Here is a 12305-nt window from a genome sequence, read left to right as displayed (position 1 = left end):
ACTATTTTCGCCTATTTTGCTCAACAATAGCTCAAAGCTACTATTCTGCTTTTTCTGAGCATTTATACTTATTGCAAGAGTGACACGCTCTCGAGTGACAAGTGACATTGATTAAGAGGCGAAACGCCTGGAAGTTATTGAAACTGATTTAGGATTGCTATATATCCATCTATTTTGTTTATTTCGTAGATAAAAATTGACGTATTTCTTTGATAATACCGATCATAAAAATAGCTTTCGTTTGCATCCAAAACATCTTTCTAGTTTCCGGATAAAATGCGTGAGCTACATAAGAAGCCGCCATTTGTGCAATCAGAGTGGCAATACCTGCTCCCAAACCACCATAACGGGGAATTAAAATCAAGTTCAAAATAATATTAACCACCGCACCCACAGCGGTTGTAGTGGCCGAAAGATTCAACAGCCCTTCCGTGATTAGCCATGTACTTCTGGCGCTTCCCAAACAAACAAACAGCCCAGCCCAAATCAGGACTGCTAAAGAGGGAGCAGCACCAAGATAGTTTTTTCCATACAGAATATTCACTATCGGCTCCGCAAACAGCGTCACAGGAATTGCCACTGCATATGATATGACAGCCATTAAATATAAGAGTTTTTGCAGGCGGTCATTATAAACAGTTTCACCAATGTCTTTAGCTTTAACAATCGATGGAAAAACAGAGCCGACTATAGCCAGAGGCACAAAATACCATAGTCCAGAAACTTTGACTGCTGCTGCATACAGTCCTAATTCTTCAGCGCTACTAAGCTGTTTCATCATGATCTGATCGATCTGCATATAAATGAAGATCATAAAGTCCGACAAAATCAGCGGCCAGCTTTGCTGGAGCATTTCTACCGCCAGCTTCCCGCTGAATCGCCACCTTAGTATTTGATTCCCATTCACTTGATAAACAATCACCAATCCCAAAGCCCTCAAAGCAGACTCCGTAGCCATCACCCAGGAAAATGCGATCAGTGAAGCTCGGAGATTAATGAGTATAATTTTCACTATGCTCATAATTAAATAAGCGGAATTTGCAGACATAACAGTATATTTTGATTGCACTTGCGACTGAAACCAGAAATCGATGGTTTCAAAAGGCTGAAACAGGCTGACGAATGCTGCTATCCCTACCAACAATTGAGTATAGGGTTCCGTAGGATTCAACAGAATCACTGTTCCTACCGTTAAAAATAAAGCTATCCAGCTACCGATATTTTTTAAGACAAAAACTGTACCGAGAATTTCTTCCTTATTAGACGAATCTCTAGATAGGTCGCGAATCGCGATCGACTTCAACCCAAGGCTAGCAACCGGAGCAAATAGTCCCGCTGTCGCCATCGCATAGTTGAGCAAGCCAAATCTCTCTGGTTGTAGGTAACGAGCGACCCAAAGCCCTACTAGCAGACCCACACCTAGCTGCAAGATCTTGTCAGCAAACAGCCAAGTTGTGTTGATAATCACCTTACGCAGTCCTGGGCTGAGTCTATCGATAAATGCAAAGAGCTTGTCTAATATCATAAATTTTCGATTCGTTACACAGCAGGTGATTTTTTGAAATAGCTCTCTTTCAGTTCAACTCTTTTCTGAAACGTCTAGGCTAAGGCGGACTGACATGACAATGTACCAAAACCAAACGCTGGTTGACCCAAAAAGACCTGTTTCCGTCAGGTTTGTCATTAGTGTATAGGTCAAGATGAAAAGAGGCAAGCCAGCTTCCGGCAGTCGCGCGCGGGTTAAATACACCACTCCCTTCACAATATTGTTTAAAAATGACAACACAAATAATATCAATCCCCCCCAACCTAAATCGCAGGCTAAGTCTAAAAAGCCATTGTGAGAATGGGGCGGGACAAATTGGCTTTTAACTATAATAATACCGTGAGCAGGATTTTCCAAACCGCGCCAAGGTTGCCAAAAACCAGCAACTCCATAGCCGAACACAGGCCTTTCATTGATTTTTTCTACGATTTGTGGCCAAAATTCCGTTCGCCCTGTCAACGTCATATCTTTTTGGAGACCACCGACAACGATCGCCTCGAGATTATTAATCACCACAATTGCTAGACCAATACTGATGATTAGGAAAAGTATGACTGAAACGACAGCCCACTGAACCGGCAATTTTTTGATGACGCTGAAATAAAAGCAAAGACCCAATAAAATAACAACCAAGATTCGACTTGCCCCGCTACATCCTTTTTGGACTCCCAAGGAAGCTAACAAACCGAAGACAATCGCCAAACGGCGATTCTTCGGGGAGTAAAAGGCAAACAAAAACCACAAAACCGATGTTTGAGCCATGAAAAATGAAAACTGGTTCTTATGGCCTAATATTCCATTCCAGCACCCAGCCGCATCCCCATTAGTTTTGACCAAACTCCATAATAGAACGAATAAGTTAACCGTGCGCCACCAAGGATATAGCTCTTGCCAACTATATTGTTTTCCTATGTAGATAGCGATAAAAGTTGTTTCTAAAATCACTAAACCGTTTTTTAAGCTAACATCAGTAGAATCTGACCATAACACCGAGAACGATATCATGAATAAAAGCACCGCTAAAGACGGATCGCTAGTCATAGTAATCAATAATGCTTTTAAATAATCTTTCAGCGTCGAACGTAGACGAGGAGATAATATGAACAGGAAAGCACCATAAATTACGATCTGTCCGACAACAGTGGGCATAGTTGTGTCGCGGCCTGCCATCACAGCCGGATGCAACTTGCTAAAAGGCATAACTCCTGCACCAGTCGCTCCTGAAATAGCAAACAGAAGTATGCCACCAAAAAATTTTTCTACCTTGATTCCGAATTTTTGATCCCTGGCTACTGCTTGATACATCAACATCATTACAATAACTGCGATCGCCACAAGAATCAGCAAAAATAAAGGCTCGCGGATAATTTCTTTCATTTCTAGTCCAACCTTAAATATTTCTCTTGATTTGGCTGTTTCTTCACATTATCAGGACTCTTCGTGACTGAGATTCTGATTTATCTAGGCGACTAGCGGACACAGGATTTTTATATTCAAACGTTTCTCAATATTAGACCTCTCCAAAAAAAACAATTTTGAACAGGCAGGATGCCGGCTCCACAATTATTATGCAAGATGTCTATTGTCAGAGCGATAGAGCCGGCGACTTAAGTATTTTCTCTTATGACGAATGCTCTTTGCCTTTTGCCTTCTACTTAGAACCGATAGTTTGGCAGTTTTTTACTCACTAGGTTACGCTAAAGTAACTAATCAAATTACATTGTAATATTGTGAACGCAAGTTTGCCTAGACAAATAATCCCAATACTGACTGGTCTGAGCCTGTTAGCTATAACTGATGTAGCTTCCCCGCAGCCGACAATCGCCCAGCAACCAACTTCACGGAATGGTGCGATCGCTCCTGTGAGAGTCAGATCCTCCAACCCAAGCGGTACTTACACTCTCGGAGGCGGAGACAACCTCCGCATCGATATTTTCGACTTGCCCCAATTCAGTGGCACCTACCAGATTCCTGCGGGTGGGGTGATCCAGTTACCTCTAATTGGCAGTATCTCTATCCAAGGACTGACTCTGGAGGAAGCAAGTACGGCTATTTCCCAAGCCTACAAACCTATTCTCAAACGCCCCCAGGTTACACTCAGTCTGCAAGCAACGCGGCCTCTCAACGTCTGGATTTCAGGAGAAGTTAACCGCCCAGGCTCTTATACCCTTGCCCTCAACTCAGGAGCAGGCAATGTCCCTTCTGTACAATTTCCCACTTTAGTGCAAGCTGTAGAAAAAGCTCAGGGCGTGACCCAAGTCGCTGACATTCGGCGGGTAGAGCTGCGCCGACGAGCGGGCGGAGTGGGTCAAATCCAAACCACCACCTTCGATCTGTGGCAATACTTACAGACAGGCAATGTGCCTGTGGATATTACCTTGCGGGATGGAGATGCCATTTTCATACCCACTGCGACCGCAGTAAATCTAGAAGAAGCCCGCCAAATTGCTATGTCTACCTTTGCCTCCCCCGCCAATCAAGCTCGCACAGTGGCAGTGGTAGGAGAGGTAGTCCGACCGGGACGGTATGTTGTGGTCGGAGGAGATACGTCATCGGGTCAAAGCGTCCAAGGACTGCCAACTGTGACACGGGCGATTCAGCTAGCTGGAGGTCTCAAGCCTCAAGCTGACATTCGCCAAGTTCTAGTGCGCCGCCCCACCAGTGCTGGTAAAGAAAAAATCTTTACCGTCAACCTCTGGCAACTTTTGGAAAGCGGTGATGTCAATCAAGATACGATCGTGCAAGATGGAGATTCCATTGTCATTCTGACTGCGACGGAAATCAATCCGGCAGAAGTATCTCAAATCGCTGAGGCTAGCTTTTCTCCGGCTAGGATTCAAGTGAACGTGGTCGGGGAAATAGTCAGGCCAGGAGTGGTGGAGGTGGCAAGCAACACCACCCTGAACCAAGCGTTGATGGCGGCAGGAGGATTCAATACCAGTAGAGCTAAAAAGACTTCGGTGGAACTCATCCGCCTCAATTTTGACGGCACTGTTTCTCGGCGGATGGTAGAAATTGATTTTGCTCAAGGAATCAATGAGCTGACCAACCCCGTTGTCCACAGTAAAGATATCATTGTAGTCAGGCGCTCTAATACAGCCACACTAATAGACACCGTTAATCAGATTTTAAGTCCCGCTGCTGCCGTTCTGGCATTACCCAGCACTGGTAATGCGATCCTATCATTCCTGAACAACTTGGGGCTTATCAGGTTGCCTAGATAAAATTTGTTAGTGAGGGTTGAACAGTGGGAAATGCTATATATAGCCTTTCGAGCGAAAGATGAGGTACCCGACGGGCATAGGGCCTAGGGCATACCTCACCACGCTTGATAACCGCTATAGGTGGCGAGGATGCAAAAAAAAACCGCATTGGCATACACGATTTTTACACAGGAAAACGCCTGTGTCAAAATGCAAAACCAACGGATTGTAGGTTTCTAGCTTACAACTCGTGGAGAACTGTAAAGCCGTCCTTTTAGGACGGGGTTTCAAACCCAAATTTTCCTATGAGTACAGGATACAATTTCCAGCCAACGGTCTCGAAGCGCAATGGAGTTCAGCCTCAAGCAGCGCATGGTATCTCTCTAGAGAATACCGAAATTAGCGATGAGCAACAGCCTTTGGATTTGGGCTGGTTGTTTGCCGTAGTGCAAAGAAGAATGGGGATTATGCTGGCGGTCGCACTTTTGCTGGGCGGAATTTCTGGGTCGCTGGTACTGTGGAAAACGAAGAAAATTAACAGGTTCTATCAAGGTGGGGTCCAGGTTTTAGTAGAGCCAATCACGGCTGAAGGTCGATTGTCTCAATTATTGATTCAGTCTCAGAGTGCTAATTTTAGCGCTGATGAAGTTAACAAAGTCGGTTCCTCTGTCGAAGACAGCAGTATGGTAGATTATCCGACTCTGTTGCGAGTTCTAAAGAGCCCGAAACTTTTGATTCCACTATTAAAGAAAGTGCAAGCTAATTATGGAGATATTACTTATACGCAAATCAATAATCAGTTAAAAATTAACCGCATTATCTATTCCAAAGATGGGAAAGAAGCTGGCACAAAAATTATAGAGTTCACTTACCAGGATCAAGACCCGGATAAAATTAAGTCTGTTTTAGGTACTGTTTCCAAATACTATCTAGAGTATAGCCGCCAAGAGCGCCTGAAGCAGACGAGAAGTGGTATGGCGTATATTGATAGCCAGCTCCCAGCGCTGCGGATGCGAGTAGATAAGCTGCAGCAACAATTGCAATTGCTACGCCAGCAAGCTAACCTGAGCTTGCCAGATCAGACCAGCAAAAGCTTTACTGACCAAGCAAGCGGTATTAGCTCTCAGCTAATTTCCATTGAAGCGCAACTTGCTGAAACGAGGAAGTTGTACAAAAATCTTAAGGAGCAGCTAAGTCAAGGAAATACAGCCGGAGTAGTGGCGATCAACCCTAAAATGTATGAGGTATTAGTAGGTCAGCTCCAGACGCTAGAAACTCAACTGGCAGTTAGTTCTACCCAGTATCGTGAAGATAGTCCGCCGATGCAGTCTTTGCGAGAAAAGCAGAAAAATATGCGTCGCCTGTTGGAGAAAGAGGCTGAATCGACGATCAAGACTGTTCAAGGTCAAATTCAGCAGCTAGAATCTCGGCAGCGAAGCCTGATGGCAAGTGAAAATAATTTGAATAAAACCATCAAAGATTTGCCTTCGGTCATGCGACAGTATGGGGATTTAGATCGAGAGTTAGGGGTGGCGACAGAGAGCCTGAAGGTGTTTTTATCTAAACGGGAAACGCTGAAGCTAGCTGTGGGGCAACAGGACACGCCGTGGACGGTGATCAAGGAACCATCGATCATGACGAATGAACAGGGCAGTCCTTTATCGGTGACTCCTACAAATAAGACGAAAAATTTGGCGATCGCATTAGTGTTGAGTTTACTGTTTGGTCTAGCAGTAGGTTTTCTTGTAGAGGTTCTCGACAAGGTTTTCCACACGCCGGAAGAGGTGAAGTGGGGAACTAAACTACCTATCTTAGGTGTAGTGCCTCGATCGCAAAAACTCAAAAGAATCACCAAAAAATCGAATCATCGTATACCAGCGGTGGAGAATTTTGCCGATGATCCGGCAAAGAGTCGGCAGTTACAGGCGGGGAGCAACAAGTTCCGCACAGATTTAGATTATTCTTTTCTAGAATCATTCGCCTCTCTTTATACGAATCTCCGGTTGCTAAGTCCAGGGATATCGATGCGATCGTTGGTGATTACTTCAGCGGTAAAAGGCGATGGCAAGTCTACCATTGCTTTTCACCTGGCGAAGACGGCAGCAAGTGTTGGTTTGCGAGTGTTGGTGGTAGATGCAGATTTGCGGTTGCCTCAACTTCACCTGTTGTTAGGCTTACCAAACGTGCGCGGACTCACGGATGTGATCGCCACAGACCTCAGCCTCAACGACGCGATTCAAAAATCGCCAGAAGAAAACAACCTGTTCGTTCTGACTGCTGGGCATAATCTCCATGACCCGATTAAACTGTTGTCATCCCAAAAAATGCTTTATCTCATGGAGCAATTTCAAACCTTTTTCGACTTAGTAATTTATGACACTCCACCGCTGGTGGGGCTGGCGGATGCACGTATCCTGGCTGCTGAGACTGATGGCACATTGTTGGTGGTGAAGATCGAGCGCACCGACCGCTCTCTGGTCACTCAAGCATTAGAAGGACTAAAAATTTCCCGTGCTTCTGTCTTAGGAACAGTTGTGAATGGGATTAAAGGCTCTAGACAAGCCTCGTCGCCTAGACCAATGGGTTTTGATACTGGCTACAACAATCAACTCCCGGTTTTGGGTAGTAAAACACCAAATACTCGTATCTGAGCTTGACCAAGAGGTCTACCGAAAGGCTGACCACCAACGATGCAGGGCTGTTTCATTTTCTGTGGATGGGGAGATGGGGAGATGGGGAGATGGGGGCAACCACGGGAGATTGCCCCTACAAGAGAATCAAACAGCTCTGTCCCTGCCCTTGGTTGAGGTATCCTACTAGCAGGGAAAAGGATACGGACAAAATCAGAGTTTGAGGCAAAAATGCTATTCTTGAGATAACAGTGATAAACTAACAAACAGAGCTAGCTCTGTCAACCGAGATTTCTCGGTAATTTTAATAAAAAGTAAGATAGTCAACAAAAGTGGGTAAGTTATCTTTAACCAAGGGTGTCAACAGTTGGCGTGATACTTAGTTGTTTCTAAGTTTTGCTGATAATTGGGTCAAATCTGTGTAGACAGCTACAGGAAAAAAAGTTAAAATTTTCACAAAAACGGTAATATATGTAGCGGTACTACATTACCAGAAGTTCGTAAAAGTTTCAACGCAAAAACTAGGTGGAAATATGTTTGTTACCCTGGTCTAAATACACGCTCGTTTGAAAGAACCATTCCCGCAGGCCATATTGAATGGTCGCGGCAGTTAAAACTGCCCTAGTCGTGGCTCGCGCGGGCTACGTCGAACCACCCCTCTCAGGTCTAAAGACGCTGAGTTTCCCCCTTACCGAGTATTTTTATGAGTGTATCTTTATGAGTACAGTTATGGTTGTTGATGATAGCGTCACTCTGCGGGAGATGATCGCCGACTTGCTCAAAGGTAGAGGGCTCAACGTCACGGTAGCGAGTGATGGCGTAGAAGCTCTAGAGCAAATCAAGGCTAACCGCCCAGATTTAGTCGTTCTGGATATCGTGATGCCCCGGATGAACGGCTACGAAGTCTGTCGTCGGCTCAAAAGCGACCCTAAAACCCAAAATTTGCCGGTGGTAATGTGTTCGAGCAAAAGTGAAGAGTTCGATCGCTACTGGGGAATGAAACAAGGAGCCGACGCTTACATCGCCAAGCCATTTCACCCACAGGAATTGGTCGGCACTATTAAGCAATTGCTGCGAGGTTGAGGTAGAGGAATAGGGACAGGAAAAAAATTGTCTTGAGCGCTGATTATTTCTGCTCCCGCAGCCTCTCTAAACTACTCGATTGACAATAGTCCAAACATCCCCGTCCGATCGCACGTAGGGAACAGTAATACTCTTAAAACCCGTAATAAAAGGCTTGTAATAAACCTGCCAGTAGCTGGGACTAATTTGGTCGGCGATGGCTTTGAGTCCCTTCACTTCCGCCGCCAGTTCCGCCGCCAGTTCATTAATCCGTTCCGCGTGTCCGTGAGCGAGCGCTCTTCCTTCTTCAACTTGCTGCTCCATCGGAGTGATTCTTTGCAACTTTACCGATTGCTGCTGTTTCTGACTTAGTTGAGCAGACAGAGCTGCGATCGCATCATCAATCCCCTTGACTTCTGCCGACACTTGTGCTGTTTCCCTGGCGTGACGCCGATAAGCATCGGCGATCGCTTGGGGCGAATCACCGGCTGGGACAGCAGCGGCAATACTAAGCTGCTGGCGTTCCAGGCGCAATTCCTCAATTTTAGAGTAAATTGCCTCTATATCTGTCTGAAGTTTGTCCACCTAATTACCGCGTGGTTGTTGGATATTTTAGCATATTAACACAAACCAATCACCTAATCGGCATAGAAATTGCATATTTTAGGCGAGCTAGAACCTCGACCCCACAAGAAGTGGAATAGTTGGAAAAATACAAATTTTTATATTTCTCTGTTGAGCGATTGCCGTCGATATCGAGTCTGGTTGATCAGCTCGTGTCCGGTAAAATCAGCATTATACATTGGTAGTGAGGAATGCAAGTCCGAGCGAGTTTTATGAGGATTAAAGTCGTCACTACAAACACAATTCCCAATTCCCATTACCAATTATCAATTATTAATTGAATTTTTTAAGTTGTTAGCCCTTGCTGCCTCAACTTGACTATAGTCTCTACCAAGACATCGGGTTGTACAGGTTTAGATAGATGTCGATCGAAACCCGCAGCAAAAGCACGATCGCGGTCTTCATCCCTAGCATAAGCCGTCAGAGCTATCGCCCAAAATTTCCCTCCCTGGGTGTTCAAAGAACGCAGCCTTCGTAGCAGCGAATAGCCGTCTTCCTCCGGCATTCCGATATCGCTGACCAAAACATCCGGGCTAAACAGCGAAGCCACCTCAAACGCCTCAGCAGCAGACGCTGCAGCCATGACAGCGGCCCCGGAATCTGCCAAGACAAACCTCATAAATTCCCGCGAATCAACCTCGTCATCAACCAGCAAAACCTTAACTCCCAGTAAATTACCAGCGCCAGCCAAAACCTGCGCTTCCTCGCCCGCGATCGAATTTACCTGCATCGCAGGGAGGCGGAAACTAAAAGTCGATCCCATATCCAGTCCCGGACTCTGGGCCCAAACCGTGCCACCGTGGAGTTCCACTAACTGCCGAACGATCGCCAGACCCAGCCCCAAACCGCTATAATTGCGAGTAATCGTAGCATCCGCTTGGCGGAAAGAGTCAAACACGTAAGGCAAAAAATTCGCAGCAACCCCAATTCCCGTGTCGGTAACAGCCAGCTCAACCTCCGAATCAACTCTCGAAAGCCGGATTTCAACTCGCCCCCCGCGCGGCGTAAACTTAATCGCATTCGTCAGCAAATTCCAAATTACTTGCTCCAAGCGGCCAGGGTCTCCTGATACCCAAAATCTCGGATTTAACTGAAATTCAGGATTGCCAGAAACCTCCCCAAATTTGGAAAATTCAGCAGTCTCTAAGCCCAAATCTCCAATTGCAAACCGCAAATCGATCGACTTAGCATCGGCGGCCAACCGCACCGTATTCATCGCTCCTTCCACCATCGAAATCAAATTTACCGCACAAGGATTCAAAGTCAACTTACCGCGAATAATTCTCGAAATATCCAGCAAATCCTCAATCAATTGAGTTTGCAATTTAGCATTTCGCTCAATAGTGGATAAAGCCCGCTCAGTAGCAGCCGGACTCAAACTGCGGTGCCGCAGCATTTGCGCCCAGCCCAAAATCGCGTTTAAGGGCGATCGCAGCTCATGAGAAAGAGTGGCCAAAAACTCATCTTTCATGCGATTTGCCTGCTGAGATTCCTCGTAAAGTCGGGCATTGTCGATCGCCCCCGACACCGCCTGAGCCAACTGCATTAAAATAGTTTCATCATCTTCGGCAAACTCCCCCTCATACTTGTCCGACAACTGAATCAATCCCAGATTTCTGCCGTCCCGAGTCGTCAGCGGTACAGCCAGCCAGCCCCGCATCGGCGGGTGCTTCCCCGCAGCCTTGCCGAACCCCCGCCAGGCCGGGTGAGCATCTAACTCGGTTTGAGTCATCCGCATCGGCTGTTGGTGCTGGCAAACTTGCTGGTAAATGCCCGTACCGTCTGGCTCTTCGCAGTAATCTTGCCACGCGGCGTATTTTTCTGACATGGAAAACTTGCTCATTCCCGCATCCCATGTGGCGGCAGGGTCGAGGTTGACCGCTACCTGGTGGACTTCGAGAATTTGGCGGGCGCTATCGGCTGCTAACTGAAGTATTTCTGCCACAGACAGCGTGGAGTTAATAGCTACTGACGCGGAGGTTAACTTCTGCAGGCGGCGCAAATACGACCGCTCACGGGCCAACGCGCGCGAGCGGTCGTATTCTAATTGTTTGCGATCCGTAATGTCGATCGCCACCCCAAACAGCCGAAGGGGTGTGCCGGATGCGTCAAAAACCACCCGCCCTTTGTCGTGAAGCCAAATCACTGAGCCGTCGGGTCGCACTTTGCGGTATTCCGACTCGTAAACTCCCGTCCCGGTGAGTGCTGCATCCACATCTGCCAAAAACCTTTCGCGGTCTTCTGGATGCACGGCATTCTTTTTTTGCTCAAAAGTACCACAGGTGCTGTCGGGGCCCAAACCCATCTGTGTTTCGGCATTGGAGGAACGGCGGACTTCCCCCGATGCCACATCCCAGGTAAAAGCGATCGTGTTAGCTGCTTCTAGAGCAAAGCGCAAATTTTCCTCGCTTTCTTGCACCCGCGTTTCCGATAATTTGCGATCGGTAATATCCCAAACCACGCCGCTCGATCGCACCGATTTACCCGTATCATCATCAAAAAACTTGCCCCTACTCGCGATCCAGTGCAAACTGCCGTCGGGCCAAATGACTCTAAATTCGTATTGGTATTCTATTTTGTTTTCTAAAGCAAAGGCAACAGCGCGGGCGATCGAGGCCTGATCATCCGGGTGAATGCAGGCAAAAAACGCTTCGTAATTTCCCGCAAAACTGCCTTTTTCTAACCCCAATAACAGTTCGTGTCCCTCCGACCAAACCACCTCGCCATTTAATAAATTCCAATCCCAAGTTCCCATTTTCGAGGCTTCGATCGCCAATCTCAGCCTTTCCTCCGAAATTGCCAACTGCGCCGAGGTTTTCGCGTATTTCTCACGCAACTGCTGATTTTTCAAGCTTTCGCCCACAGCCCCCGCCAGTCGCTTGAAGTGCCGCCCTTTGAATACGTAATCGCTTAAGCCGGCTTTCATAGCTTCGACTGCCACTTGTTCGCTGCCGCTGTCAGTACACATAATTACCGGACAATTGGGGTAGCGACTGTGAACTTTTTGGAGAATAGTTAATCCGTCGCTCCAGTGCAGTTGGTAGTCGGTAATTACTATATCAAAACCCCCGGCTGCCAGGATGTATTCTAGAGTTTGGAGATCAATAACGGCTTTAATTTCTAAATCGGGAAAAGTTTTCCTCAGTTCTCGCTCGATCATCAGGCGATCGTTCGGGTTGTCGTCGATTAACAGAATAGAGAGCATTAGCCTTTAACTTTTTATAGGGGCGCAAACATTTT

At 46.6% G+C, this 12305-nt stretch carries 7 protein-coding genes; 3 read left to right on the top strand and 4 right to left on the bottom strand.

Annotation, left to right across the window (positions count from 1 at the left end; translation table 11 throughout):
- Nucleotides 1–178 precede the first annotated feature (178 nt).
- Nucleotides 179–1525: a flippase gene (locus QT994_RS08290; protein ID WP_333043745.1), complete on the bottom strand. Its 1347-nt coding sequence runs from the start codon at nucleotides 1523–1525 to the stop codon at nucleotides 179–181.
- A 54-nt stretch (nucleotides 1526–1579) separates the two neighbouring features.
- The gene (locus tag QT994_RS08285) at nucleotides 1580–2923 is read right to left on the bottom strand and encodes an O-antigen ligase family protein (RefSeq protein WP_333173317.1); all 1344 of its coding nucleotides are present in this window, start codon (nucleotides 2921–2923) and stop codon (nucleotides 1580–1582) included.
- A gap of 365 nt (nucleotides 2924–3288) precedes the next feature.
- On the opposite strand from QT994_RS08285, the gene QT994_RS08280 reads away from it, so the two are divergent.
- The 3 genes from QT994_RS08280 to QT994_RS08270 all read left to right on the top strand — a co-directional run bounded on the left by QT994_RS08280 (nucleotide 3289) and on the right by QT994_RS08270 (nucleotide 8462).
- The gene (locus QT994_RS08280) at nucleotides 3289–4770 is read left to right on the top strand and encodes a polysaccharide biosynthesis/export family protein (RefSeq protein WP_333043748.1); all 1482 of its coding nucleotides are present in this window, start codon (nucleotides 3289–3291) and stop codon (nucleotides 4768–4770) included.
- A gap of 284 nt (nucleotides 4771–5054) precedes the next feature.
- Complete coding sequence (locus tag QT994_RS08275; protein WP_333173315.1) at nucleotides 5055–7400, top strand: polysaccharide biosynthesis tyrosine autokinase; 2346 nt, start codon at nucleotides 5055–5057, stop codon at nucleotides 7398–7400.
- A 696-nt stretch (nucleotides 7401–8096) separates the two neighbouring features.
- Nucleotides 8097–8462, top strand: a complete 366-nt coding sequence (locus QT994_RS08270; RefSeq protein WP_039886668.1) for a response regulator transcription factor — start codon at nucleotides 8097–8099, stop codon at nucleotides 8460–8462.
- A gap of 66 nt (nucleotides 8463–8528) precedes the next feature.
- Here QT994_RS08270 and QT994_RS08265 read toward each other — a convergent pair whose 3' ends face one another.
- A complete protein-coding gene (locus QT994_RS08265) occupies nucleotides 8529–9026 on the bottom strand; it encodes a hypothetical protein (RefSeq protein WP_333043751.1) in 498 nt (165 codons plus the stop codon).
- A 325-nt stretch (nucleotides 9027–9351) separates the two neighbouring features.
- The gene (locus QT994_RS08260) at nucleotides 9352–12270 is read right to left on the bottom strand and encodes a PAS domain-containing protein (RefSeq protein WP_333173312.1); all 2919 of its coding nucleotides are present in this window, start codon (nucleotides 12268–12270) and stop codon (nucleotides 9352–9354) included.
- Nucleotides 12271–12305 lie beyond the last annotated feature (35 nt).

The sequence above is a fragment of the Microcoleus sp. S13_B4 genome (assembly GCF_036700885.1).
Taxonomy (GTDB): Bacteria; Cyanobacteriota; Cyanobacteriia; order Cyanobacteriales; family Microcoleaceae; genus Microcoleus.
Note: the sequence above shows the minus strand (reverse complement) of the source record. Positions and strands in the feature narration are given on the sequence as shown.

Bases quoted from the DNA above. Each gene is read 5' to 3' on its own strand.
- QT994_RS08290 (WP_333043745.1), bottom strand. From the start codon at position 1,525: ATGATATTAGACAAGCTCTTTGCATTTATCGATAGACTCAGCCCAGGA.
- QT994_RS08285 (WP_333173317.1), bottom strand. From the start codon at position 2,923: ATGAAAGAAATTATCCGCGAGCCTTTATTTTTGCTGATTCTTGTGGCG.
- QT994_RS08275 (WP_333173315.1), top strand. From the start codon at position 5,055: ATGAGTACAGGATACAATTTCCAGCCAACGGTCTCGAAGCGCAATGGA.
- QT994_RS08270 (WP_039886668.1), top strand. From the start codon at position 8,097: ATGAGTACAGTTATGGTTGTTGATGATAGCGTCACTCTGCGGGAGATG.
- QT994_RS08260 (WP_333173312.1), bottom strand. From the start codon at position 12,270: ATGCTCTCTATTCTGTTAATCGACGACAACCCGAACGATCGCCTGATG.